The organism is Exiguobacterium sp. s133 (assembly GCF_018618595.1).
GTDB classification, from domain to species: Bacteria; Bacillota; Bacilli; order Exiguobacteriales; family Exiguobacteriaceae; genus Exiguobacterium_A; species Exiguobacterium_A oxidotolerans.
Window position 1 is genome coordinate 75,659 of sequence record NZ_JACSMK010000004.1, and the last position, 25,695, is coordinate 101,353.

At 44.3% G+C, this 25,695-nt stretch carries 21 protein-coding genes; 12 read left to right on the forward strand and 9 right to left on the reverse strand.

All coding sequences use genetic code 11. From position 1 onward, the window contains the following. Window positions 1–256: 256 nt before the first annotated feature. The 7 genes from KNP96_RS07330 to KNP96_RS07360 all read left to right on the forward strand — a co-directional run bounded on the left by KNP96_RS07330 (window position 257) and on the right by KNP96_RS07360 (window position 8,713). The gene (locus KNP96_RS07330; protein WP_029332854.1) at window positions 257–634 is read left to right on the forward strand and encodes a response regulator; all 378 of its coding nucleotides are present in this window, start codon (window positions 257–259) and stop codon (window positions 632–634) included. Continuing rightward, entirely contained in the window at window positions 615–3,155 is a 2,541-nt protein-coding gene (locus tag KNP96_RS07335; protein WP_088836486.1) for a HAMP domain-containing sensor histidine kinase, read from the forward strand. Before KNP96_RS07330 ends, KNP96_RS07335 begins: the two co-directional genes overlap by 20 nt. Before the next feature lie 88 nt (window positions 3,156–3,243). Continuing rightward, on the forward strand, window positions 3,244–3,624 hold the full coding sequence (locus KNP96_RS07340) for a DUF1516 family protein (protein WP_088836487.1): 381 nt from the start codon (window positions 3,244–3,246) through the stop codon (window positions 3,622–3,624). Window positions 3,625–3,855: 231 nt separating this feature from the next. Continuing rightward, the gene (locus KNP96_RS07345) at window positions 3,856–4,854 is read left to right on the forward strand and encodes a class I SAM-dependent methyltransferase (protein ID WP_088836489.1); all 999 of its coding nucleotides are present in this window, start codon (window positions 3,856–3,858) and stop codon (window positions 4,852–4,854) included. Window positions 4,855–4,960: 106 nt separating this feature from the next. Next, window positions 4,961–6,451, forward strand: a complete 1,491-nt coding sequence (locus KNP96_RS07350) for a phytoene desaturase family protein (RefSeq protein WP_088836490.1) — start codon at window positions 4,961–4,963, stop codon at window positions 6,449–6,451. Continuing rightward, window positions 6,448–7,920: a phytoene desaturase family protein gene (locus tag KNP96_RS07355; RefSeq protein WP_088836491.1), complete on the forward strand. Its 1,473-nt coding sequence runs from the start codon at window positions 6,448–6,450 to the stop codon at window positions 7,918–7,920. Before KNP96_RS07350 ends, KNP96_RS07355 begins: the two co-directional genes overlap by 4 nt. Beyond that, window positions 7,886–8,713, forward strand: a complete 828-nt coding sequence (locus KNP96_RS07360; RefSeq protein WP_088836492.1) for a phytoene/squalene synthase family protein — start codon at window positions 7,886–7,888, stop codon at window positions 8,711–8,713. The genes KNP96_RS07355 and KNP96_RS07360 overlap by 35 nt, the downstream gene beginning before the upstream one ends. A gap of 434 nt (window positions 8,714–9,147) precedes the next feature. Here the strand turns inward: KNP96_RS07360 and KNP96_RS07365 are convergent, their stop codons facing one another. The 7 genes from KNP96_RS07365 to KNP96_RS07395 all read right to left on the reverse strand — a co-directional run bounded on the left by KNP96_RS07365 (window position 9,148) and on the right by KNP96_RS07395 (window position 15,830). Further along, window positions 9,148–10,620 carry a phytoene desaturase family protein gene (locus tag KNP96_RS07365; protein WP_088836493.1) on the reverse strand — a complete coding sequence of 491 codons (1,473 nt, stop codon included), beginning with the start codon at window positions 10,618–10,620 and terminating at the stop codon, window positions 9,148–9,150. A 16-nt stretch (window positions 10,621–10,636) separates the two neighbouring features. Beyond that, complete coding sequence (locus KNP96_RS07370) at window positions 10,637–11,713, reverse strand: glycosyltransferase family 2 protein (RefSeq protein WP_088836494.1); 1,077 nt, start codon at window positions 11,711–11,713, stop codon at window positions 10,637–10,639. Further along, a complete protein-coding gene (locus tag KNP96_RS07375) occupies window positions 11,710–12,408 on the reverse strand; it encodes a lysophospholipid acyltransferase family protein (protein ID WP_088836495.1) in 699 nt (232 codons plus the stop codon). The genes KNP96_RS07370 and KNP96_RS07375 overlap by 4 nt, the downstream gene beginning before the upstream one ends. Next, window positions 12,377–13,132: a carotenoid biosynthesis protein gene (locus KNP96_RS07380; RefSeq protein WP_159172698.1), complete on the reverse strand. Its 756-nt coding sequence runs from the start codon at window positions 13,130–13,132 to the stop codon at window positions 12,377–12,379. The genes KNP96_RS07375 and KNP96_RS07380 overlap by 32 nt, the downstream gene beginning before the upstream one ends. Window positions 13,133–13,262: 130 nt before the next feature. Next, window positions 13,263–14,000: a CDP-diacylglycerol--serine O-phosphatidyltransferase gene (gene pssA, locus KNP96_RS07385; protein WP_200872399.1), complete on the reverse strand. Its 738-nt coding sequence runs from the start codon at window positions 13,998–14,000 to the stop codon at window positions 13,263–13,265. A gap of 20 nt (window positions 14,001–14,020) precedes the next feature. Further along, entirely contained in the window at window positions 14,021–14,488 is a 468-nt protein-coding gene (ybaK, locus tag KNP96_RS07390) for a Cys-tRNA(Pro) deacylase (RefSeq protein ID WP_088836497.1), read from the reverse strand. Continuing rightward, window positions 14,448–15,830: an MATE family efflux transporter gene (locus tag KNP96_RS07395; RefSeq protein ID WP_088836498.1), complete on the reverse strand. Its 1,383-nt coding sequence runs from the start codon at window positions 15,828–15,830 to the stop codon at window positions 14,448–14,450. The genes ybaK and KNP96_RS07395 overlap by 41 nt, the downstream gene beginning before the upstream one ends. Window positions 15,831–16,028: 198 nt before the next feature. On the opposite strand from KNP96_RS07395, the gene KNP96_RS07400 reads away from it, so the two are divergent. Continuing rightward, window positions 16,029–16,802, forward strand: a complete 774-nt coding sequence (locus KNP96_RS07400) for an enoyl-CoA hydratase/isomerase family protein (RefSeq protein ID WP_088836499.1) — start codon at window positions 16,029–16,031, stop codon at window positions 16,800–16,802. Between the two features lie 71 nt (window positions 16,803–16,873). On the opposite strand, the gene KNP96_RS07405 is transcribed toward KNP96_RS07400, so the two are convergent. Then, complete coding sequence (locus KNP96_RS07405) at window positions 16,874–18,025, reverse strand: cation:proton antiporter (protein ID WP_088836500.1); 1,152 nt, start codon at window positions 18,023–18,025, stop codon at window positions 16,874–16,876. Window positions 18,026–18,328: 303 nt separating this feature from the next. Beyond that, window positions 18,329–20,116 carry a glycoside hydrolase family 13 protein gene (locus KNP96_RS07410; protein WP_088836501.1) on the reverse strand — a complete coding sequence of 596 codons (1,788 nt, stop codon included), beginning with the start codon at window positions 20,114–20,116 and terminating at the stop codon, window positions 18,329–18,331. Between the two features lie 455 nt (window positions 20,117–20,571). On the opposite strand from KNP96_RS07410, the gene KNP96_RS07415 reads away from it, so the two are divergent. The 4 genes from KNP96_RS07415 to KNP96_RS07430 all read left to right on the forward strand — a co-directional run bounded on the left by KNP96_RS07415 (window position 20,572) and on the right by KNP96_RS07430 (window position 25,695). Continuing rightward, the gene (locus KNP96_RS07415; protein WP_204251432.1) at window positions 20,572–21,831 is read left to right on the forward strand and encodes an extracellular solute-binding protein; all 1,260 of its coding nucleotides are present in this window, start codon (window positions 20,572–20,574) and stop codon (window positions 21,829–21,831) included. A 126-nt stretch (window positions 21,832–21,957) separates the two neighbouring features. Further along, a complete protein-coding gene (locus KNP96_RS07420) occupies window positions 21,958–23,313 on the forward strand; it encodes a carbohydrate ABC transporter permease (RefSeq protein ID WP_088836503.1) in 1,356 nt (451 codons plus the stop codon). Next, window positions 23,313–24,146 carry a sugar ABC transporter permease gene (locus tag KNP96_RS07425; protein ID WP_029332873.1) on the forward strand — a complete coding sequence of 278 codons (834 nt, stop codon included), beginning with the start codon at window positions 23,313–23,315 and terminating at the stop codon, window positions 24,144–24,146. The genes KNP96_RS07420 and KNP96_RS07425 overlap by 1 nt, the downstream gene beginning before the upstream one ends. 19 nt (window positions 24,147–24,165) lie before the next feature. Next, on the forward strand, window positions 24,166–25,695 hold the full coding sequence (locus KNP96_RS07430; protein WP_088836504.1) for an alpha-amylase family glycosyl hydrolase: 1,530 nt from the start codon (window positions 24,166–24,168) through the stop codon (window positions 25,693–25,695).

Below are 25,695 nucleotides of genomic sequence, written 5' to 3' on the forward strand. Positions count from 1 at the left end.
AGCATATCGCCTTACACGATTCCTACAGGAAAAAGCACGTGAAAGGAGTTGATTCCTTTTTGAATCAACTCCTTTCGGCTAGGCGCATGAGACGACTCGCATTTAAAAACAATAGTCATCGAGTAATTTCCATTTCCTATTATGAAGGAACTGTGTAGAATGAAGGAAGTATGGTTGAACTTCCTCCATCCATGTGTATAAGTGAGGATGGAGCGAGTACCGCCAAGATGAGTAGATATTTTAGGAGGAATTATAGATGGCACGTATTTTATTAGCAGAGGACGAAGACGTATTACGGATGTTGGTCCTTGATACGTTAGAAGATGAAGGGTACACGATCGATGAAGCGACGGATGGCGACGAAGCCTATCAAAAAATCATGAGTCAGCATTATGATCTTGTATTACTTGATTACATGATGCCTGGAATGACGGGAATCGAAGTTATCGAAAAAGTACGACGTCATCCGGACAAACAACAATTAAAGATCATGATGTTAACGGCTAAAAGTCAACAATCTGACCGTGAGCGTGCTGAAGAGATCGGGGCGAATTACTTTTTCTCAAAACCGTTCAGTCCGTTAGAGTTGATTGATGTCGTAGGAGGGATATTGAGTGATCATCAAGTGGATTAATCGAAAAATCGGACGCCAACTAATGGCTTCCTTTTATGTCGTTTTAGCTACGCTGATGATTTCTTCTTTGGTCGTCTACAACTATACGGACACAAGGTTACAAGATACCCGCGCGAAGCTTGAAGATATCAGGGATCGTAGCGCCCGGGCCGGTGCACTATGGGAAGAGTGGCAAGACCTTCAGTTTAATATGCGTGGTTATGCGTTAATGGGGGATGCCACCTTATATGAAAAAATCGCTGCGCAACAAACAACGATTGATCGTCAAACACGGTGGTTCGAAAAAAATGCGATTTATGAGCAAGGAAAAGTCTATGCGACATCTTCACGCGAATTGTATAGCTATTACTTCGATTCGGTTTTGCCGCTTGTGCAGTCCTATGTAAAAGGTAAAAAAGATGGGGACGTAACGGAGACTTTTCTTCGCGGGACGACTTTAACAAATCTTCCATTAGGGAAAGAACTTGTCGCGGATGGAAAAATTTCATTAGATGACGCAGGCAATATCGATGTCCTCTCGGAAATCGATAAAAGTGAGTTGGCACTTGGAGGATACCGTGAATTTCTTGATGAGTGGGCAGAGAGAACGAGCCAGCAGTTAGGACAAGAGATTCGAACGACACAACTGATTTGGTTGTCGAATATCATCGTCGTCATTGCTGTGTTGATTTTCTTTATCTACCCGTTCATTCGAAGAATCACCTCTGAGCTTTTAGGACTCGTTAAAAATAGTCAGCGCCTTGCAAATGGAGAAGACATTTCGAACATTCAAGTCCCAAAACGAAAAGACGAAATCGGAATCCTAGCTTTGTCATTCAATCAAATGGCCAGTTCAATCTCAGAAAATAAACAACACTTACTTGCAAAAAACGAAGAACTGCAAGCGCAACAAGAAGAACTGCAAGCACAACAAGAAGAACTGCAAGCCCAACAACAAGAGTTAGAAGAAGCGCTAGAACTGACGATGCGAAACGAACAGCATCTTCAATACCGAAATGATTTAACAGAGACGCTGGCGGCTCGGGAAGCATTGACAGCCTATCCGGAAATTATCGAAAAACTTGTAACGATTACAGATTCAGAAATTGGTGCCCTCGTTTTCGTCGATGAAGGACAAAGTTATTCTGTCGTCACGCATGGTATGACGGAGCAATTGACGGAACAATTGCTAGGTAGCGATTTCTCATTGTTGAAGCGAGCAGATACTTTGAAAAAAGCAGTCCATTCGTCTAAACAAGTATCGAGTAATCACCCGTTGCCCTACCCGTACTATATGTATGAGACAGCAGTACCGATTTTAGATCCGTCATCGGATGAAGTGATTGCTTTCATCTATCTCGTTCGTTACCGCGACCAATTTACGAATGAACAAATGCGGGATGTCATGTCGTTCTCACGTCAATTGTCACTTTCCCTATTACGGATGCGGTTATTTGATGAGATGAACAAAGAGAAAACGAAAACTGAACGTATTCTCGATTCGATCCGTGAAGCGGTCATTTACATCGAACCCGGTAAAGAAGAGGTCTTCGTCAATCAGCCATTGTATGATCTATTTCCAGAGTTGCGCTATGGAGCGAACGAAGAAGTCGAGACACTTGATTTCTGCCTAGAAGCAATTCATTCCATCGTCGATGACCAAGCGGCATTTTCACAGTACGTTGAAGCCGTTCTAGAAGGAGATGTCCCGACAGAAAGTCTTCAATTCTCAATCCGACAACAAACGGTCTTCATTCAATTTTATGTCGAGTCGATTGAAATCCTTGGTGTTCACAAAGGGACGATGCTCGTCTTGCGTGACGTGACGAAAGAGACGGAAATGGATCGACTGAAGTCGGAGCTTGTTTCGACGGTTTCGCATGAATTACGGACGCCGCTATCGTCCATCTATGGATTTACGGAGTTGATGTTGAATCGAGATATCGATACGACCCGTCAAGATAAGTATTTGCAGACGATTCACTCCGAGACAGAGCGCCTTGCCAATCTCGTCAATGATTTTCTTGACGTACAACGGATGGAATCGGGGACACAGTCGTATAAAAAAGAGCCGCTTGATTTGCGTCTACTCCTCGAAGAGACGACACAATTTTATGCAGCATCGACGAAAAAGCACACGATTTCTTTCCGGGCGATGAGTGAGGCACTTCCGCTCATAGAAGCAGATGAAGAAAAGATGAAACAGTTGATGAATAACCTATTGAACAATGCTGTCAAATATTCACCGTTCGGTGGAAACATTGACGTGACCCTGTCGATTGAAGAACAACATGTCTTGTTCGAGGTCCGTGATCAAGGGATTGGTATTCCAGCGGCAGCACTCAACCACTTATTCGAGAAGTTTTATCGTGTCGATAATTCAGATAGCCGTAAAATTGGCGGGACTGGACTTGGACTCGCGATCTGTAAAGAAATCGTCACGGGTCACGGCGGAGAAATTCAAGTCGAGTCCATCGAAAAACATGGAAGTGCGTTCATGGTTAAACTTCCATTACTGGTAGAACGTGTGACGATTTCTTGAATAAATGATATGTTACGAAAATAACCCTATATCTAGCAGGGGAAATCAGCTACCATGAAATAGGAACTAGAAAAAGGGGGAAATCATCATGCCAATCACTGCTTTTGTTCATACCCATGTTTTACTATGGGTGTTACTACTCGTTGCGTTCTTTGTCGCCTTTTCAATGTATAAGAAGGGGAAGCCTGCAGCTAAAGGAATCCATATGGCCTTTCGCCTCTTATTGGTGTTAACGTTTGCGACAGGATTGTATCTGTATATCCAAATCATGGGGATGTCTGAAAATCCGGACGGTTTATACCATGCAAAAATCACCGGTGGTTTATTGTCACTCATCTTGGGTGAATTGACATTAGTTCGACTGAAAAAAGGAAAATCGTATTCTGGGTTCTTGCTCGGATTTGCGGTGCTCATACTCGTGACGATTTTCTTAGGATACTCGTTACCATTCGGTATGGAGTTCTTCTAATTCACTGTCCGGTTGAGAGTCGACCATCATTGTGTTCCGGCACAGCGATGGTCGACTCTTTTTATTTTGCGTTTTCCCGCCTCGATCGAGGAAAACAACGAAAAAAATGCTTTTATCTCCCGATAGCACTTTGTATACAGTCTGAAGCAAAAGTTTAATGCGTTTTTTTTGTTTACAAGTTGTTGTTATTTGGGAAAAGGGATGTATTACGTGGTAGAGAGGGGAACGCTTGTGGCACAGTTGAAAGAATGGACAAAGGTTTTTCGGGCGAGAAAATGGATGAAACGGGCGGAACCGGTTTTACCATTATGGCATGGATATATTGGCTATAAATATGGGTTGTTCGATGTCTTAGGTGCTGGCGCAACACAAGCAGAAGCCCAAATACGACTGAAGCAACCGCTCACAACAGAGGCATTATCGCGTTGGTTCGAGGTTGGTCTGGCAGTCGGACACCTCAAAAAGAAAGATTTACGGTACACGGCAACACGGCATGTCCTTCCAGAACTCTCGAAATCAGATGACCGCAGTATCGGCTTCATGTTATCAGAACTGATGGAACTTCATTTGCCGGCTTTATTTTCCTATCCGCAATTTTTAGAAGATGGTCAACAGAAGACCTTTAATGGAGAGGAACACGGAGACATTGTTGCTGAGACGTCCGCACTTGTCGAAACGGTTGCTTTTCCGGCAGTACGTCATATCATTCGAAATGAAAACGTCACGTCCTTACTTGATATCGGATGTGCGTACGGAGGATACTTACGAAAAATCCATGAAGCCTTACCGGAACTCCGTTTGGCTGGAATTGATATCGAAGAGTCTGTCATCGCTGAAGCGAAGCGACGCGATACGACAGGAGAAATTGATTTTGTTGTCGGAGATATTAAAACCTTTGAAGTAACGGAAACATACGATGGTGTCATGATGAACAACATTCTTTACTATTTTCCGAAGGAAGAGCGACTCCGTCTCCTCGAAGGTGTCCGTCGCTTCGTCAAGGACGATGGAACAGTTATTCTTGTCACACCACTTCGGGATAGTGAATACGGGGCGCCGTTCTCAGCTGCCTTTAACGCCTTCATGACGTTACACGAAAATTTATATCCGCTTCCTGGAAAAAAAGAATTGACTGAACAATTACATGCAGCCGGTTTTGAAAATGTATCGATCACACCATTTTTGAAAGAAGGAGCTTGGTATATCGTCACTGCAAACGCCACTTCCTAATCGGAAGCTTGGCGTTTTTACAGTTTGAAGGCACTTTAGATTTGTGGGCATAGTATGTGATTAGTATAATAGTTAAAACGACCAGAGAGAAAAAGGAGAGATTCGTGTGAAGCAGCGTGTAGCCGTTATTGGAGCAGGACCCGGAGGACTCGCCTGCGCCATGTTATTAGCAGGGCGAGGGGTAGATGTGACTGTGTACGAGAAACAAGCAGTCGTAGGTGGACGGACGTCACGTGTGCAAGTTGGTGATTATCAATTTGATCGAGGACCGACCTTCTTAAATATGCCCCATATTTTAGAAAATCTATTTACGAGCATCGGATTGAATTTACACGATTATTTGGAACTAAAGGCATTGGATCCGATGTATACACTCTATTTCAATGGAGGAAAGGATCAGTTCACGATGACGACGGACCGAGACCGGATGAAGCAAGCAATTGAAGACCAGTTCCCGGGTAATGGAGAAGGGTATGATCGCTTTATGGCGGAACAAGCATTAAAACTAGGGAAGTTGATGCCTATCCTCCAAACGAAGCATGATCGATTGACGGATTATTTATCACCACGTGTGTTGACGGCGTTACCTCGGCTATCGTTAGGACGCTCGTTATATGATGTATTGTCGGACTACTTTACAAGTGAAGAATTAAAGTATTCGTTTACGTTCCAAGCAAAATACCTTGGTATGTCAGCTTGGGAATGTCCAGGCGGCTTTTCAATTCTATCTTACATGGAACATGCTTACGGCGTTCATCATCCGATTGGCGGAATGAACCGCATCCCGGAAGCGATGAAACAAGCAATTGAGGACTTAGGCGGGAAAGTTCATCTGAATGCTGGAGTCGATCAATTGATTTTAGATGGAAAAGAAGCAACCGGTGTTATTCTAGAATCGGGAGAACATGTGTTATATGACGATGTAGTCGTAGGTGCGGATTTCGCTCATGCGATGAATCATCTCGTACCGGAAGGTGTTCTCAAAAAATGGTCCCGTCCGAAAATCGATCGTAAAAAATTCTCATGTTCGACATTCATGTTGTATTTAGGTGTCGATAAACGGTTTGACGCTCCGCATCATACGATTTATTTTGCGGAAGACTACGAAAAAAATGTCCGTGAGATGACGCAGACTCTTGAATTATCAGAAGACTTTTCGTTTTATGTTCAAAATCCTTCAATCATTGACACGACGCTTGCTCCTGAAGGCAAGTCATCTCTATATGTGCTCGTCCCAGTCCCGAATAATTATTCAGATCTTGATTGGGCAGTTGAAGGACCGAAGTTACGCCGGAAAGTCCTCGATGCACTAGAAGAACGTTCTCCTTATAAAGGTGTGGAAGGGGCAATTGAAGTCGAAGAAATGTTCACGCCTGACGATTGGGAAGCGATGGGGGTCCATCAAGGAGCGACGTTCAACTTAGGACATCAATTGACGCAGATGATGTATTTTAGACCACACAATCGGTTTGAAGAATTAGATCATGTCTATCTAGTTGGAGGCGGGACACACCCAGGTAGTGGCCTTCCGACGATTTTTGAGTCCGCTCGTATCACTGCCGATTTGTTGACTGGTGAAGTAGGTGTGACGAAATGAAGATTGGATTTGTAGGCGCGGGCGTCGGGACACTGCATGCGGCGCTCTTATTGACGAAACGCTATCCAGAGATTGATATTACAATCTACGAAAAGGAAGGGCGGGTCGGTGGTCGACTCGCTTCTGTCGACTTTGAGTCAGGCGGTCGGATTGATCAAGGGCCGACGATTGTCTTGATGCCTGGAAAATTACAGGAACAGCTAGCGGAAGCGGGACTCGATGGAGTCGAATTGTTACGAATCGATCCCCTGTACGATTTACATTTTGATGATGGGACGGTCGTGACGAAATTAGGTGATGTCGTCGATCAGGCAGTTGCGATTGAGCGACAGTTTGGAGAAGGCCGTGGCTTTTCTGAATTTATGCATCAAAAATCAAAGGATTATGACATCAGCGTCTCGAAATTTTTAGAGCGGAGTTATTTCCGTAAAACTGAATTGTTACAGCCAGGCATGTTGAAACCATTAGTAAAGATGCATGCACTTGAGACAGCGCATGATCATTTGAAGCGATATTTTAAAAATAAATACTTGCGAATGGCCTACAGTTTTCCGACGTTTTACATTGGTGGGAATCCTTACACAACTCCCTCGATTTACGGTTTGATTCCATATCGTGAACAAGCAGAAGGTGTCTGGTACGTTAAGGGCGGCTATTTCTCTTTAGCTGAACGCATGTATGAAGTATTGGTTGAACGCGGTGTTCGTTTTGAATTCAATCAGTCCGTCGAACGTGTCACGATTCAGGACGGGCAAGCGACAGGTATCGTAGTGGGTGATGCAGAATATCATTATGATAACGTTGTTTTAAACGGTGAGTTTCCATTGATGGAATACCTTGTCGAAGGGAAAAAACCGAAAGCCTATACGCCTTCTGGCGGAACGTTACTCTTGTATTTTAAAATGCGAGGAAAAGTCAATCTGCCGGTTCATCGTTTTTTGATGCCGAATGACCTAGAACCGTTGATGAACTCGATTTTCCATCAAGATGAACTACCAGAACATCCGGCTGTTTATTTGTTTAATCCGAGCAAGGTTGACGATTCGCTAACGGATCGTGAGGATAGTGTCGTCTATGCGTTAGTTCCTTCTCCGCGGAATTTTAATCGGGAGAAGTTCGAGCAACACGGTTTTATTGAAACCATCTTAACGAAAATTGAGAATCATCATCCAGGATTCCGTAATCAAATCGAAGAGATGCAAATCCGAACACCGCAAGACGCAAAAGAGTTTGGATTGTATGAAGGCGGAAGCTTTGGTATCGCACCGACGATTCGCCAATCAGCAGCCTTGAAAACGCAGGCGCGTCCTTATCCTGATATTGAACGATTATATGCAGTAGGTGCATCCGTCCATCCATGTGGAGGCGTTCCGATCGTCATGATGGGAGCGACATTACTTGTCAATCGTATGGAACAAGAGATGAGGTGGAAAAATGAATACAGTGACGCAGGCATACGCAACGTGTGAAGAAACGATTCAGAACGGATCAAAAACCTTTTATAAAGCATTTTCGTTATTACCAAAACAAGATCGATTAGCCGTTTATGCCATTTATACATTCTGTCGTTTTTTAGATGATGCCGTTGATGAATCCGACACACCTAAAGAAAGTTTGGAAGCCTTTTTAGAAGAATTTCGTTTGTTCCGTTCAGGATACCCTATAAAAAAGCCACTTTGGATTGCATTGACGGATGTCTTTGAACGGTATGAAATGGATGAGACGCCTTTCCTTGAGCTGGCGGAAGGTATGCGTTGGGACATCGAAAAAAATCGATATCAGTCACTCGAAGAAACAGAACAATACAGTTATTATGTTGCAAGTACGGTCGGCTTGATGCTGCTGCCGATTTTAGCACCGGGTCAACCGGAACTCCGTCAATCTGCGATTGAGTTAGGCATCGCGATGCAATTAACGAATATTTTACGGGACGTCGGTGAAGATGCAAAGCGTGGCCGAATCTATTTGCCGAAAGAATGGATGGATGAATACGACGTCACGCCACATTCTTTGCTCGCAGGAACGCCGTCTGGGGACTTCGTAGGTCTTTGGGAGGCATTAGCTCTACGCGCAGAGCATCTCTATGATGCAGCAAGTCCTTCGTTCGAGCGTTATCCAAAAGAAAGTCGACGGGCCTTAAAAGTGGCAGCATTGCTTTATCGTGGTATTTTGGATGCGGCACGCGATAACCAATATGATGTTTTTACGAAGCGGGCGTACGTAAGCCGCTGGCAAAAGATGAAGTTACTCGCAACGATTTAAAAGTCCATAAAAAAAAGACCTTGGCGGGGACCAAGGTCTTTTTTTTATGTTTCGTCTAGACCGGGGAGTCTAAGACGTTTCTGAGCGATTTTTGAAACAGTTGAGCAGTTGCTAACAAGGCAGGTCAACAATTCACGGGGATGAACTGTATTTCAACGAGCTGCCTGTGAACTAATCAGGATGAGACGATCTAAGGGGGAACGTCGTAAATCATGCTGACAGTTCAAACGTAGAACTACTTCGTTTAAGTGGGTCTTAAACGATGAATCAAATAACCGCTGCAAGTGTGTTAAGTTCCTAAACGCTCTTGACTCGGGGAAGTCACCTTGCGCTTGATTGAGGATGTGGGGTCAATCACTACCTCTTGAACTCGAAGTAATCGTATCAAATCTTAGTTGTCCGTACAAGTAATCGATTTGCAATTCACATAACGTTCACAGGGATTGGGCAGCACTTGACACGATTCGTTCACTTGCCAGTTTTCCTGAAAGCGTCACCATTGGACTACCGCCACCAGGATGGGTCGATCCTCCCGCGAAAAACAAATTGTGAACATTTTTTGAACGGTTGCTTGGGCGCATGAACGCATTGCGTGTACCATTCGAAGAGAGTCCATAAAGAGACCCATGATACGCAGAAAATTTTTGTTCGATATCGGTCGGTGTGATGCGTTGTTCGAAGACGACGTCCGATTCGATATCGATTCCGAACTGTTTCAGCCGTTGATTAATCAAGTGATCATACGTGTCGAAGTCGATGACGTTGCCTTCATTCGTCGCGGGTGCGTTGACAAGTATAAAGAGGTTGTCCCCAGCTTCGCCCATCTCAGGTGCCGTAACGGAAGAATTCGAAATGTAGATGGTCGGTTCTTCCGCGTAACGGTGTTCTTCAAAAAGGGCACGAAATTCTGCTTCATAATCCGATGAGAAGAAGACGTTATGATGGGCAAGCCCTTCAATTCGTCGCGTGAGCCCGATACAACGAACATAGGCCGAAATCGAAGGTTCCATTTGACTGGGTGTCGGGTTTTTAAAATCGGGTCGAATCGTTTCCGAAACGAGACGCGGGTATTGTGTCAATAGATCACCATTCATCACGACGAAGTCGACAGGTAAGTAATCGACATGGTTCAGTTCGATTTCTGTCGCAAGTCCATCCGTAACTTCGATTTGTGTGACTTCCTCGCCTAAGCGGAAAACGACGCCCATCTCTTGCGCCCGGCGTGCGAACCCTTCTGCGATTGCCGTATTTCCGCCACGAGTAAAGTAGACGCCGTCATTCAGTTCGAGATGAGCGATTAAAGCAAATGTCGCGGGCGCCTGATACGGACTACTACCAATATACGTCGCGTAACGATCGAGTGCCTGAATCAGTTGAGGATCCTTGAAATAGCTCTTGTGCAGCGAATGGATCGTTTTGAACGGGTGAACTTTGACCATATCTCGTAGTAAAGAGAAATTGAAATATGAATCGATATTGATAAAAAATTGCTGTTTAGCGATTCGGAATAATTCGGCGGCCTCTTCTTGATAGCCTGTGATATCATTTTTTGCTAATTGTCCGTTCGTAAAACGATCGATTTCCGTCCGCATTGCTTCTCGGCCATGCGTAAAAGTTAAGGTCCGCCCGTCAGGAAAGTGATTGGCGGTATGGCGTGCTAATTTTTCGAACTGGAAGTAATCATCGGGATCTGCTCCCGACTCCCGGATGACAGATTGAAAGACTTCGGGCATCGTGATGGTATTTGGACCGAAATCAAACCGGTGTCCTTCCGTGATCAGCGGCATCAATTTTCCACCAATATGATCATTTCGTTCAACGACAGTAACTTTAAATCCTTTTGAAGCGAGTGAAATAGCGGCACTTAAACCACCTAAACCGGCTCCGATGATAGCGACATGTTTCATAATGAACAATTCCTCCTTAAGAATAGGCCCGACCTTTCCAAGTGATTTCCCGTTTCCGAGCTCTTCGAATCATCGCCGTTGCAAGTAAGAGGACATAAAGACCGGTTGCGAACGGGTGCAACAACCAAACATGGCGAATCCGCGCCATCCGATCAATCCTGTATCGTGCGAGCAACAAGAGAGCAAGTCCACCAATCGTCTCCCAAGACGGAAAGAGGAGGGCAGCTGGTAGTAAAGAAAACTGTACGAGATAGAACAACAGGAAGTAACTGCCGACGAAGTAGGAGTCGTTCATTCCCCGAAAGACATTTTTGAGAAATCCCTGCCATACTTCACCGTTCGTAGCATACATGTCACAACTGACATAAGGGGCGACATGAACGAGTGTCGTCGTATGACCGTGTTGCTTAAACGTCCGACAGAGCTCTAAATCATCGACGAGTGCCGTTTGAATCGCTTGATGTCCCCCGACGTGTAAATAAGATGCACGTTCAACGATTACGACCATCCCGTTCGCAGCGGCAAAAGCAGGGTGCTTTACCTTGCGAAAAGCAAGCGGGAGATGTTGCGAAATTAAGACATGTTGCATCGGAATCAAACACTTGCCTAAAAACGTTGGTACAGGAAATGACGGAAAACCAGATAAAAAGCTAGCTTTTTCCTGTCGCATCGTCGCATATAGTCGAGGAATCGTATCCGGCATCAATGTAATGTCTGCGTCAAGAAATAACAGATAGTCTTCCTTTGCGACAAGTGATAGTTGATGGCAAGCATGAACCTTTCCCGCCCAATCTGAGGGGAGGTCGATTCCGTCAATGATTGTAAAGCGGTCATCCTGATGTGTCTGTTGCAACAGTAGGTTACGTGTCTCATCCGTTGAGCGATCTTCATAAAGATAGACATGCATATTCGGTCCGAGTGCGCGTTTGAGTGAATCAAGCAACTTCACGACATTTCGTTCCTCGTTCCGCAAGGGGATACAAATTGCGAGACTCGGTGGTGGAACGGGTGCAGCGAGTTTAGGGAGAAACATCAAGTTAATGAACGTATAGAGGCAAACAAGGAGCGAGAATATGAATAAAATCATGCTCATCGTCGAACCGCCTTTAGCCAACGCTCCGTTTTAACAGGAAGCGGGTCTGTTCGCTGCGTCAACACTTGATAAGCCTCGACATTTTCTGACATCGCATCAAGCCGGACATCATCATATAAGCGAGTCATTGCTGCTGTTAGAAATTCAGTCTGGTTTGAAGTACGACCAGGTGGTATTTCGATTTGGCGTGTTCGGATGTAGACATCCGGTTGTTGTTCATGACTGAACGAATAATAAAATGAAAAAATGGAGACAGACCGGGCTGCTTTAGCAAGATAAGTCGCGCCGCTCGCGAGTTGAAGCGGTCGTTCTTCTTGATGGCGTTCTTCGCCTTGCGGGAACATCCAAACACTACTGCCTTCCTGCAAACGTTCCTTTGCGTAGTTGAGGCTCATCTTTACATCCTTTAAGGAGTCCCGGTTGATGGAAAAGGCACCGAGTCGTGAAAAGAAAGGGAAGCGCTTTAAGCCATGTTCATCAATCATGACGTACGGGTTTTGATGGAGTACGGATTGATCGAGATGAAATAAGATCATCCCGTCCCACCACGAACCATGTGTTGCAAGCATCAAACCAGGTACCGGTAAATCATCAGGGCGATACAATATTCGATGGAACTGTTTGCGGATGAGCCGCTCTTTCAAGTACAGATGAAAGGCTTGTTCAGCTAATTTGTTTTTTTGCGCCTTTTGCATGTAGTGCTCCTCCTTTCGTCAGCCAGTAAACAAGCAATGCTAGGCTACTGATTATCGTCACACCATAAAGGCCTGCGACACCAGCAGTCAGTCCAAATAAACCATGAAGCATCAAAAATAAGTACTGGTTGTTTCGTTCGAGCTCGGCGAACGTTGGCTTTTGTTCAAATCGTGCCATCAAAAGAGCGAAGACAAGTGCTGTTCCGTACCAACCGATAAAGTTTTGTGTTGGGATATCATAGTACAGACCCCCATCTTGCCAAAGCCAATACGATTTGACGTTCGCTGAGACCGGATCAATGGCCAAGTCGAGCCAAACAGCAAACAAGGGGACGAGGATCAGGGTGTTGTAACGAAACGGAAAACGCTTCGAGAATGCAAGACTTGCCCCCATAACGGACAACCAAGCTGCACCGATCGTGATTGGAACACCGAGTAACTGAACACCGAAGTCCGATTCATACCGATAGGTCCCGAATGGCCATCCGGTGTGGACACCAATTGATTCGATTAAAATAGACCCAAAGAAAATAAAAGGAATAATGAAGCGTCCTTTCGGTAAGACATCCCATAAGTAACAAGCGGCATACAGACCAGAAGCGAACAAAAAAACGGCATTGGCCCATTCGAGCCAAGGGGGTAATAATGAAAATCCGACTAAAATGAGCCCGATGACGAACCAAACTGTAAAGAATAACCAAAGGCGGCGCTGAAATATGGCCATGACGTATGTAAACCTCCATTCATTAGCATGATGTCACTAGTATACCCATATCCATCTGACTCGAGCGAGCATGGAGGGGCAGATTAAAAAAACAGACCGTCAAAAGACGGTCTGTTCAGCAGTAAAGCGTTTAATGTTGCTTTTGTTTTTTTCGTTTGACGAATGAAAAGAGTAAAAAGGCAATATAAAGGGGGACGGCAATAAACCAAAACGTCGACCATTCGTTACTCCGGGCAATCATGACATACGTGACATAGAGTAACGTGAACGTGATGACGAATGTATGGCGCGGCACTGGAATATCTTTGAAACTCGGAATCTTGACGCGACTGACCATCAAGAAGGCAAGTCCCGTAAAGGCGAGCGGAACCATTAAATCATTCATTCGTCCACTAAACAGCGTGACGACAGCTAAAATCCCACCTGCTGCCGTAATCGGTACACCTGAGAAGTAGGTGGACGCGACATTTGTTGCTGAAAGGTTGAATCGTGCCAAGCGAAATGCTCCGAATAAAGGGAACAAAGCAGCAACGAGTAAGCCGATTTCACCAAAGTCGTAAAAATAAGTGTAATATGCCATCATTGCGGGGGCGACACCGAACGTGACGACATCGGCGAGCGAATCAAGTTCTTTCCCAAAATCGCCAGCGACACCGAGCATCCGTGCAATCCGACCATCTAAACTATCCAACATCATGGCGATGACAATCAACAGTGTGGCATTTTGAAAATCTCCCCGCGCCGCCATGACGATTGCGAGAAAACCACAATATAAATTCCCGAATGTAAAGAGATTCGGGATTGAGTTACGAACACGTTCTTTCCACAAAATGATTCCTCCTGCCACTTCTTCGATACTACTCATCATATCATATCTAGCTGTTCGTATCAGCGGTTTCGATAGAGAATCCCACTAGTAAATTCCAATAAATCATCCGGAGACAATTTGATTTGCTGTCCCCGTTTACCGGCTGAGATGATGATGAACGGTTGACCGATGGCACGGTCGGACAGGAAGACGGGAAAAGCTTTTTTAGCTCCGATCGGAGAAACACCGCCACGGACGTATCCTGTCAGACTTTCTAATGCCTTCATTGGGACCAATGCCACTTTCTTCGCACCAGATGCCCGAGCGACCGCCTTCAAGTTAACCTCTTCTTCGCCAGAGATGACAGAGAACAAGTAGTTTTTTTGATCGTCCTCTAAAACTAATGTTTTAAAAACCGATGAAAGCGGGAATTTAATTTTTTCAGAGACGGCTTGAGCGGACAAATCGCTCAAGTCGACCGGATAAGAAATGGATTCAAAGGAAACGTTAGACTGCTTCAGTAGCCTTTCTGCGTTCGTTTTGCTCATGAGATTCTCCTTTAGTGAGGGAATATTGAACCCACTTACGACCGTTCCAGCGTTTCAGTGCGAAGATACCACGGAACCATTCGTCGGCTGAGAATGCAATCCAGATACCGAGAAGTCCGAGACCGAACTGAAGTCCGAGTACATAACTGACAACGACAGCGATTCCCCACATCGATAGGACACCGATTGTGACCGGGAAGCGGACGTCTCCTGCTGATTTCAACGTTCCCATCAAGACGATATTCAGCGCGCGTCCTGGTTCGAGGATGACACTTGCCCAGAGCAACGGAATACCGATGGCAATGATTTCAGGGCTCGATGTAAAGAGTGACATGATGGATGTCCCGAACGCTGCGATTGCGACGGCTGATACGAAACTTGCGAAGACAGCGATTTTTAATGTCTTGATGCCACGTGCATGTGCCTGTTCAAATTGTTGTGCTCCAACTTGGCGGGCGACTAACAATTGTGTTCCTTGGGCAATTGCGAGACTGAACAAGAAGCAGAGCATTGTGATGTTTGAGACGTAAACGCGTGCAGACAAGGCAGCTTCACCAATTGTTGCGATGAAACCAGTGATGATGAGCTGTGAAAACTGATAAGAAATTCCTTCTCCCGCTGATGGAATTCCGATGTTCATGATGCTCTTGATGTCTTGACGGTTGATTTGAATTAAATCTTTCAAACGAAAACGTAGTGATAATTTACGGTAAACGACAAAGAATAACAGTGTGACGGCGAAAGCACGTGCGATGACGATCGACCACGCGACACCTGCGACGCCGAGTACCGGAATACCGAACAGACCGAGTACGGCGATGACGTTACCGAAGGCACTGACGAAGTTCATCAAAAGAGTGACGTACATTGCATTTTTTGTGAAACCATGACTCCGGAGGATTGCTCCGAGTGTTAACGAAATGGCTTCTAAAAATAGGAATAAGCCAACAATCTTTATGAATGTTTCGCCGTAAACTAATGTTTGTCCTTCTAATGAGAAGAAACCTAATAATTGTTTCCCGGTTAGGGCGACGAGTACAGATATGATTAATCCGATGTAAAGATTAATCGAGAAGGCAGAGCGGGCGGTTTGACGTGCATCTTGGACACGTTTTGCACCTAGGTACTGACCGATGATGATTGTCGCTCCGACAGATGTGATATTAAATAAAATAATAAAGATGTTCAAAACCTGGTTCGAGACACCGACAGCGGCTGCTGCACTGTCAGAGTAGTAACTTAAGATTAATGTCGCGATGATCCCTAAACTCATATGCAACGCGATTTCGATGAATAATGGCCAAGTGATTTGGAATAATGTTGGTTGTTTTACAGTTTTCATAAAATTAAATTCCCCTTTTAAGTCCTTAAAACATTTTGTCTTACTGTATCTTTTGGAAACTATACGCCTTCAATTTTCATAATGAAAGTGAAAAACAAAGCTTTCATAAAAAAAACGGGGATTTAAAAGGATTTTCATAAAACATCACGAATACATCATAATGAATCGTTGTTCACTTTTGAAAGGTAGGGGAATGTGATGAATTCTGAAGTAGAGTACACGGTAGCATCGAGCGTAGCAACGGTGACGTTAGCTCGTCCGGAACGATTAAATGCCTTAACATCAACACTTTTAAATGAATTAGCAGATTCAATCGAGGAAGCCAATCAAGATGAAGCAGTCCGCGTCATCGTATTGACTGGAAAAGGACGCGGCTTTTGTGCCGGTCAAGATTTAAAGACGGTCTCACCAGGAATGGACCATGGCGATTATTTGAAAAGCTATTATCATCCCGTTGTCCGTGCATTAGCCGGATCGAAAAAGCCGATCATCGCAGCAATCAATGGTGTGGCAGCAGGAGCAGGACTGTCGTTGACACTCGCATGTGACTTCCGGATTGTTCAGGAAGATGCAAAATTGTCACTCGGCTTCATTAACATCGGTCTCGTCCCGGATGCTGGAGCACCATACTTCTTACCGCGTTTAATCGGTTCGGCGAAAGCACTCGAATTAGCGCTGCTTGGTGATACGATAACAGGGAAGCAAGCAGTCGAGTTTCAACTCGTGACAAAAGCGGTCGCAACTGACCGGTTTAAAGAGGAAGTAATGGATTTTGCTCAGCAGCTCGCAGCGCGACCGACAAAAGTAATTGCGTATATTAAACAACTTCAATCAGCAAGTTTCGAGTCGACGCTCGATGATATGTTGGCACAGGAAATTATCTACCAATCACGTGCCGGTAAAACGGAAGACCATCAACGTGCGGTTCAAGCATTTCTTGAAAAAAAACCGCCTGTTTTTACCGGACGTTAAAACGACTTATTTTAATATCAGTGAAACAAGCAGGACCACTTCCGTTGTAATCGGAAATGGTCCTGCTTGTTTTAGCGCATTTTTTGTTTGATTTTTTGGGCCGTAGCATGTGTTTGATCGGTTAACCTACTCGAGAGACGAAATAGTAAAATTCCTAGAAAAGCGGAGACGAAAATATATAACCCCGTCAGCGTGATGAAGGCGCCGCTAGCGAGTGTAATAAAAAGAATTGAAAATTCTCCGCGTGGTCCTAAGCAAAAACCGGATTCGATGGCATGGTAGTTTGACAGCCCGAATGAACGACCACCGAAGAATCCGACCAAAAATTTAGATAACAGCCCCCAGATGACGAGTGCCAAAAAGAACCAGTCTAAAGGCAGTCCTTCCGTCAATTCAAACGACATCCCGAATGCAATGAAAAAGAGAGGGAGCAGTAAATCTTGAAAAGGTGTGACGAGCCGCTTCAAGTAGCGTGTTTCCTTTAGTTCAGTCAACAAAATCCCGACGATGAAAGCACCGAGTACTTCTGATAAACCGAACATGATACCGACACCTGAAAAAGTTAAAATCAAGCCGATGATTCCAATTCCGGCGTCAGGATGCCGGTACAAGGAACCAATGATCCGTTCTTTTCTGCGAATAAAGACGGTTAGTAAGATTAAAGCACTGAACAGAAAGAGAAAACCCGCGAAAATGGACCCTACTTTGGCAAATGTAAAAGGTTCTGTACCAAGTATAAACGGTGCCGTCGTCAAGAGAAGCGGGGCAATCAAATCTTCAAAAATAAGTAACGATAAGACAAAGCGATTAACGTCCTTGTGTTTGTCTGGCTCACGATCGAGCAAACGGGCAGAAATCGAAGAACTCGTCGCATATAAAACGCAGCCGATTAAAAAGGCTTCAGGAATGGAAAAGCCAAACGCAAGCGTCAGGAGGAATGTTCCACCAAAAGATAACGCAACATCAATTAATCCGGCTTTCCACACGTGGCGTAGTTGACTGAGCAAGTCAGCAATTGAAAATTTAAGTCCCAGCAAAAAAAATAGAACGATGATTCCCGCTTCACCGCCTAACTTCAATTCTTCAGGTGCATCGTAATAAAGCCCGATGGCAATCCCGATTAAAATGAAAGCGAGGATACTCGGAAGGTGGAAACGTTCACTCAAATAACTGATTGCAAATAAGCCGATGAGAATAAGACCGGCATAAAAAAATAATTCCATAGCGAGCACGTCCTCCTTTTATGTTTTCCTTTACCCTAGAAAAGCATCAAAATAACTATTAGATGAGTTTCAAGGGACAGAAAATGAAGTAGGAGGGAAAACTCGCTGATTTTGTTTCTTCCTTCCTGTACTTGCCCGTGACAGTACTTGTCCCCGCATAGCTAGAAACAGGTAAGAATGGGATTAAGAAGCAACAGCTTGCGCTTTGTCCGAGAAAAGTAACGAAAAGGACGTGTCCAATATTACTTTGTCGACACGTCAAAATACGGCATCCATCTCGAAACGAGACAGATACCGTATTGATTAAAGGACTTGGACGATTGTTCCTGCATAAGGTGGAAGTGTTACTTCTAAAGAAGGAAGTGGTGAATTCGAGAACAAATCCATGCCTTGTCCTGCCGCTGGTGCGGGAAGTGTTACTTGCTGATTCGAGTTGTTGAAGTAGATGTAGTAAGTTCCATCTTCGCTCGTTCGACGCATGACGATCGAATTCGTCTCGTCATCCGCATGAACGAATGAAATGTGTCCGTTATTCGCAAGAGTCTTATGCTGTTGCCGCAGTTGAAGTAAATGTTTTGTATACATCAAAAGGTTTAAGTCCTGTTCTTCTTTGTCCCATGGCATACATTTACGGCAACCCGGATCTTGATCCCCATCGAGTCCGATTTCATCGCCATAATAGATGACGGGACTACCGGAAAACGTCAACATCGATAGTAAGAGGAGACGCATCTTATTTTTGTCATGGCCGGCACGCGTCAAGGCGCGCGGTGTATCATGTGAGCCGATTAAGTTAAATGTCACTTCGTTGACGTTCATCGTATTCGAGAAGAGAACGTGTGACATTTCATTGGCATACGCCGTCGCCTTCGTTTTATCAAGGGCAAAGAAGTTTAACGCTGCGTTCGTAAACGGATAGTTCATGACGGCATCAAATTGATCACCGAGTAACCACTCTTGCGAATCATGCCAAATTTCTCCAAGTATATACGTTTCAGGATTTGCTTCTTTGACGACCCGACGGAAATCACGCCAAAAAGCGTGGTCGACTTCATTCGCGACATCTAATCGCCAACCGTCGATTCCGAATTCCTCGACCCAGTAGCGGGCGACGTGAAGAAGGTATGCTTTTACTTCAGCATTTTCTGTATTGAATTTCGGCATCTCAGGCACAAAGGCGAACGTATCATAGTTCGGCATCGGTTCTGTGACGAGTGGGAAGTCGCGGAGGTGGAACCAATCACGGTAAGACGAGTTGCTACCGTGTTCACGGATATCAGCGAAGGCTTCGTGATGGAATCCGGCATGATTGAAAACGGCGTCGAGCATGATACGAATGCCATTTTCATGTAGAAGGTCGACCATTTGTTTAAATTTTTCTTTTGTTCCGAACTGTGGGTCGATTTCGAGATAGTCGATTGTATCGTATTTATGATTTGATTTCGCTTTAAAGATAGGACAGAAATAAATGCCCGTAATACCAAGCTCAACCAAGTAGTCGATGTGATCAATCACCCCTTGGAAATCCCCACCGAACAGATTCGTTGTCGTCGGTTCTGTACTATTCCAAGGCAATGTACCGGTAGGGTCGTTCGATGGATCACCATTCGCAAAACGATCAGGGAAAATTTGGTACCAGACCGTATCTTTGACCCAAGCGGGTGATGTGAAGACATCGATTTTATTTAAGTAAGGTACACAGAAGTAGTAACCGGTATCATCAAGTGGTTTTTCATTGAACCACCCACGTTCTGTGAAAACTTGTGTTGTTTGCCCATCGTGTAACCGGAAACCATAGCGAAGACGACGGAATGGGGGGATGACATCAATAAACCAGTAATCATATAATTCGTCTGAACCACTTCTTTTCATTGATGTTTCGAATGTGTTCCAATGATTTGTTTTCGATGGATCGAAGTTCCAGTCCGCATCATCGGGATTTTCAGTATGCCAATCATACGGGTCTCCCCAAATCAGTTCGACATGCTCAACATCATTTTTCTTAGTTTGGAGACGGATATGAATCGTGTTTTCGTCGTACTTATAGACGAACGGAGACATGGCGCGATGGAATACGGCTTCTTTGAGCATAATGGTCACTCCTCTAGTGCAATCGATTGCACTCTAATGTAATGGTCCTCGAACTAAGAATAGTAAAGCGCTTTCTTAAAGTCAATTAGAATTGGTGAAAACGAGAATTCCAAAAGATAATTTTATGATTTAATGCAATCGATTGCATTAAAGTGCGCAATTAAATTAAATGTAAACGTTTTCTTTTTTGGGTAATAAAAATTTTAGGGAAGTTTATTCGATTAAATACTTTTTTAGAATGTTTTTAAAATGTAGGAAAATAATTAATAAAAAGGACTTGTCAAAAGGGATTTAGATTGTATAATAAAAATGTAAAGGTGATGCAAACGTTTTCATAAAACGCTTACAACTACTCAGTTGTTATCATGAGAAAATGGTTGTGCCTTTATGCAAACGTTGTGCATTAGAACTTATCATTCGTACGTTAACTTGGGGAGGAATTTTCAATCATGGAAATGAAAAAACTTGTAGCAGGTCTTTCGGTATCGGTAATGGCAATCGGTGCTCTCGCAGCATGTGGTGGCGGAACAGATTCAGACTCTTCATCGAATACATCAGGCGATGGTGGCAAACCAGATAAAATCGTTATTTGGGAAGATACTGAAAAAGCCGAAACAACAAAAGCAGCGGCAAAAGCGTTTGAAGAAAAAGAAGGCGTAAAAGTTGAAGTTAAAGAAGTCAAAATGACAGATCAACAGAAAAAAGTTGCACTTGACGGACCTGCTGATAAAGGACCAGATATCATTCTTCTTCCACACGACCAGATTGGGACAGTCGTTGACCAAGGATTGATCACTGAACTTAAAGATGGTGAAAAAGCACTTGAGCCATTCATCGATACAGCAAAATCTGCTGTCACATTTGATGGTAAAGTGTACGGCTATCCAAAAGCTGTTGAAACACCGATTCTCCTTTTCAACAAGGATGAGTTAAAAGAAGCACCAGCTTCAATGGATGATCTCTATAAAGTATCAACGGAACAGAAAAAAGACGGCAAGTATGGTTTCCTCGCACTTTGGGATAACTTCTACTTCGCACACGGTCCGATTGCTGGGTACGGTGGATATGTCTTTAAAGATAACGGTGGAAAACTTGATCCTGCAGACATCGGCTTGAACAATGCTGGTGCTGTCGAAGGAATGGACTACATCGGCAAATGGTACAAAGAAGGTCTCTTCCCGAAAGGGTTGATCGGCGGTGGCGGCGGTCAAGCAATGGATCAATTGTTCGGTGACAAGAAAGCAGTCGCTGTCATGAACGGACCATGGGCAGTCTCAAGCTATAAAGAAAAAGGCATCAACTTAGGAGCATCGGCGCTTCCGAAGCTTCCGAACGGTGAAGCAATCAAAACATTCGTAGGAGTTAAAACGTATGCGGTTTCTGCATATTCTAAAAATCCGGAATGGGCTGAGAAATTCCTTGCTACATTAACAGGTGAAGAAAACGCGAAAGCGATGTTTGAGAAATACAACGAGATTCCACCGGTCACTTCACTCCAAGAAGATGCATCGATTAAAGATAACGAAGTTGCAGCAGCAGTCTTCGCTCAGTCTAAAGACGGTGTGCCAATGCCGAACATCGCCGAGATGGGACAAGTTTGGGAACCAATGGCAGCAGCACTTCAACTTGTTGCAACAGACAAGCAAGATGCTCAAAAATCAGCAGATGACGCTGTCAAACAAATCAAGCAACAAATCGAAGCGAACAATCAATAAGTCGTCGTTTCCCAATTGAATCACTAAAAAAGAATTAAAGAGAGGGGGATCATTGATTCCCCCTCATCTTTATGGTTGGAAGAGAAGCCTGAGGTCAGACATGACCTTTGGAAAGGAGAACAGACGATGGCTGCCATTACGACACCGAAACAAACGGACCCGACACCGGAACTACAAACGAATCACCGCAAAATTGCTTCGTTGATTTCAATCGTGCCAGGTTTAGGGCAACTGTATAATAAACAATTTTTAAAAGGCGCGATATTCTTTATCGTCGTCCTGTCATATTTTTTAGTCAATTTTGATTTGTTTTTTAAAGGAGCCGGGAATGGACCAGGGGATCGCGGTGCGATCTGGGGTCTGATTACACTCGGTGAGGTAGCAGGCGTAAGGGGAGATCACTCGATTTTCTTAATGGTCGAGGGAATCATCGCGTTGATTTTACTTGTGTTTGGTATCGCCATTTACGTCTGGAACTTTATCGATGCGTATCGAATCGGTAAACTGCGTGATTTAAATGTAGAAGTACCTTCATTGAAGATGCAGCTACGGAATTTCCGTGATAATGGGTTCCCGTATGCCATGCTGATTCCATCGTTGGTACTACTCGTCTTCACAGTCGTTTTACCGTTGATTTTTACATTCTTGATTGCTTTTACGAACTATAAATTCAATAACTCGCCACCAGCCAAGCTCGTCGACTGGATTGGCATTCAAAACTTCTTAAACATTTTCACGGTCGATATTTTCCGTGATACGTTCATCAGTGTGTTAGGTTGGACGCTCGTTTGGACAGTTGCTTCGACGACAGGCGTCATCGCAATCGGAATTGGTCTGGCTGTTCTCTTGAACCAAAAAGGTCTTAAAGGGAAACGCTTCTTCCGTTCAATTTTGATTTTATCGTGGGCGGTACCGGCTTTTATCACGATTTTGATTTTCCGTTCAATGTTCAATGAAACATTTGGCGTCTTTAACACGACGTTGCTCCCGGCAATCGGAATAGGCGGTGGTGTCGAGTGGATGACTGACCCGACGTACACACGTCTCGCACTGATCGGGATTCAGTGGTGGCTCGGATTCCCGTATATCATGACGCTCACGACAGGAATCTTACAGTCGATTCCGGAAGATCTATATGAAGCGGCGACGATTGACGGGGCGACTTCAGGTGAAAAATTCCGTTTGATCACGTTACCGATGATTTTATTCGCGACAGCTCCAATCTTAATTACGCAATACACGTTTAACTTCAATAACTTCAACATCATCTATCTCTTTAACAATGGTGGACCGGCTGTACCGGGACAATCTGCGGGTGGAACCGATATCTTAATCTCCTGGATCTATAAGCTATCGCTCGGTTCAAATCCACAGTATGGTTTCGCAGCAGCAATTACACTCGTACTGTCGTTCTTCATCATGACGATTGCCGTCATTCAGTTTAAACGTTCAAAATCATTCAAAGATGAGGATATGATCTAATGAGAAAACAAAACCGAATCAATATGGCGTTGTCATACCTCATTTTGACGATCGCCTCGATTATTATTGTCTATCCACTACTTTGGGTTGTCGGGACTTCGCTCAACCCGGGGAAAAGCATTACTTCGGACATCTTCCCGAGTAATCCGACACTCATCCATTACTTCGATCTGTTTGATGCGACACAAACGGATTACGGCATGTGGTATTTGAACACCATCAAAATCGCTGTCATTACAATGGTCGTCTCGGTCGCATTGATCACGTTAACGGGCTATATCTTCTCACGTTACCGGTTCGTCGGGCGAAAAAATTCGTTGATTTTGTTCCTCGTCTTGCAGATGGTTCCGCAATTCGTCGCGATCATCGCGATTTATGTGTTGCTCAACATGCTCGATTTGTTCGATACACATCTTGCGTTGATTCTTTTATACTCTGGTGGAGCGATTCCGATGAATACGTATCTCGCCAAAGGATATTTTGATACAATACCAAAAGAGCTAGATGAAGCGGCACGAATGGATGGGGCAGGTCATCTTCGGATTTTCTGGCAAATCATCCTTCCGCTTGCTAAACCAATGGTTGCTGTCATCGCTTTGTTCAATTTCATGGCACCGTTCAATGATTTCATCCTGGCGTCACTCGTTCTCCGTTCGCCGGAGAAACAGACGCTTGCGGTCGGATTATACAACATGGTTTCTGAGCAATTTGATAACAACTTCACGTTGTTTGCGGCAGGTGCCGTTTTATCTGCAGTCCCAATCGTCCTTCTGTTCTTCGCCTTCCAGCGCTACTTCGTATCTGGATTGACGGCAGGTGGAACGAAAGGGTAATAAAGGAGGAATTAGCGGCATGAGACGAGGCGTGATGCTTCTCTTCTTGCCGCTTCTCTTGTCTTTCGGACTTTTTCCGCAGACGAGTGAAGCAGCAAATTGGGAAAAGGAACGAATGTATTTTATTATGATCGACCGGTTTGAGAACGGGAAAACGAGTAATGATATCGATGTGAACAAGGACGATCCGAAAGCTTATCATGGTGGTGATTTGGCAGGGGTGACGAAACGCCTTGATTACATAAAAGATGAAGGATTCACGTCAATCTGGTTGACACCGGTCTTTAAGAATCGACCGAATGGCTATCATGGTTACTGGACGGAGGATTATTATAAAATCGATCCCCATTTCGGAACAAAAGAAGAATTTAAAACATTGGTCGACGAAGCACACGAGCGTGACATCAAAGTTGTTCTTGATTTAGTTGTCAATCATCTCGGACCAAATCATCCGCTTGTCGAAGAAAAGCCGGATTGGTTCCATGAAGAACAACCGATTATGAATTGGAACAATCAAGTCGAAGTCGAAAACAACTGGTTATTTGATTTGCCAGATTTCAATACTGAAAATCCAGAAGTCGTCGATTATTTGGTTGACGTCGCGAATTACTGGGTCGATGAGACAGGAATCGATGGGTATCGTCTCGATACGGTCCGTCATGTTCCGCCGGCATTTTGGAAGGAATTCATTCCGGCCGTCAAAGAAAAACATCCGGACTTATTTTTACTCGGAGAGGTATTCGATGGTGATCCGCGAAAGATTGCGACCTATTCAGAGCTTGGATTTGATTCCGTGACAAACTTTCCTTTCTATTACGGGATAAAAGATCAATTTGCCCGCAAAAATGGTTCAGCGGAAGAACTCGATTCAGTTTATAATCGAGATATCACATTTAATCCGAAAGCGATGTCGCTCGCGACATTCATTGATAATCATGATTTGAAACGATTCATTACAGAAGCGAAAATCGGTGGAACTTCAGATGAAGAACGCCAATTACGCCTCGCGTTATTCGCCCTATATGCTGCTCCAGGTATGCCGGTCGTCTATCAAGGAACGGAAGTCGCCATGCCGGGTGGTGAAGATCCGGGGAACCGAATGATGATGGAGTTTGATAAAAATGAAAAGATGCAGGAGTATGTAAAAACGTTGAATCAGATGCGTCAAGACTACCCAGCGTTCGCGACAGGGAAGCAACGCTTGTTAGGAAAGACGGATCATATGGCCGTATACGCTCGAGAATCAAAAAATCAGACGGCGATTTACGCAATCAATCTAGGAGAGAAGAAAACGACGATGCGGATTAAAGCTTCTGAAATCGGTGATGATCAACGTCTGCGAGGATTATTATTTTCCGATCTCGTCCGACAAGATGGAGATGCCTATGAAATTACATTGGATGGCAGTAGTGCGAATGGATATATCTTAGAAGATTCTCAAGTGAACTGGTGGTCACTTGTTGCGATTGGATCCATTGCCCCAATCCTTGCGTTGATTCTTCTCTTGGTCCATCGCAGACGCGTCAATCGTTCGAACGAAAAACAATAA

Bases quoted from the DNA above. Each gene is read 5' to 3' on its own strand.
- KNP96_RS07330 (WP_029332854.1), top strand. From the start codon at position 257: ATGGCACGTATTTTATTAGCAGAGGACGAAGACGTATTACGGATGTTG.
- KNP96_RS07340 (WP_088836487.1), top strand. From the start codon at position 3,244: ATGCCAATCACTGCTTTTGTTCATACCCATGTTTTACTATGGGTGTTA.
- KNP96_RS07355 (WP_088836491.1), top strand. From the start codon at position 6,448: ATGAAGATTGGATTTGTAGGCGCGGGCGTCGGGACACTGCATGCGGCG.
- KNP96_RS07360 (WP_088836492.1), top strand. From the start codon at position 7,886: ATGAATACAGTGACGCAGGCATACGCAACGTGTGAAGAAACGATTCAG.
- KNP96_RS07365 (WP_088836493.1), bottom strand. From the start codon at position 10,620: ATGAAACATGTCGCTATCATCGGAGCCGGTTTAGGTGGTTTAAGTGCC.
- KNP96_RS07370 (WP_088836494.1), bottom strand. From the start codon at position 11,713: ATGAGCATGATTTTATTCATATTCTCGCTCCTTGTTTGCCTCTATACG.
- KNP96_RS07375 (WP_088836495.1), bottom strand. From the start codon at position 12,408: ATGCAAAAGGCGCAAAAAAACAAATTAGCTGAACAAGCCTTTCATCTG.
- KNP96_RS07380 (WP_159172698.1), bottom strand. From the start codon at position 13,132: ATGGCCATATTTCAGCGCCGCCTTTGGTTATTCTTTACAGTTTGGTTC.
- pssA (WP_200872399.1), bottom strand. From the start codon at position 14,000: ATGATGAGTAGTATCGAAGAAGTGGCAGGAGGAATCATTTTGTGGAAA.
- ybaK (WP_088836497.1), bottom strand. From the start codon at position 14,488: ATGAGCAAAACGAACGCAGAAAGGCTACTGAAGCAGTCTAACGTTTCC.
- KNP96_RS07395 (WP_088836498.1), bottom strand. From the start codon at position 15,830: ATGAAAACTGTAAAACAACCAACATTATTCCAAATCACTTGGCCATTA.
- KNP96_RS07400 (WP_088836499.1), top strand. From the start codon at position 16,029: ATGAATTCTGAAGTAGAGTACACGGTAGCATCGAGCGTAGCAACGGTG.
- KNP96_RS07405 (WP_088836500.1), bottom strand. From the start codon at position 18,025: ATGGAATTATTTTTTTATGCCGGTCTTATTCTCATCGGCTTATTTGCA.
- KNP96_RS07410 (WP_088836501.1), bottom strand. From the start codon at position 20,116: ATGCTCAAAGAAGCCGTATTCCATCGCGCCATGTCTCCGTTCGTCTAT.
- KNP96_RS07415 (WP_204251432.1), top strand. From the start codon at position 20,572: ATGAAAAAACTTGTAGCAGGTCTTTCGGTATCGGTAATGGCAATCGGT.
- KNP96_RS07420 (WP_088836503.1), top strand. From the start codon at position 21,958: ATGGCTGCCATTACGACACCGAAACAAACGGACCCGACACCGGAACTA.
- KNP96_RS07425 (WP_029332873.1), top strand. From the start codon at position 23,313: ATGAGAAAACAAAACCGAATCAATATGGCGTTGTCATACCTCATTTTG.
- KNP96_RS07430 (WP_088836504.1), top strand. From the start codon at position 24,166: ATGAGACGAGGCGTGATGCTTCTCTTCTTGCCGCTTCTCTTGTCTTTC.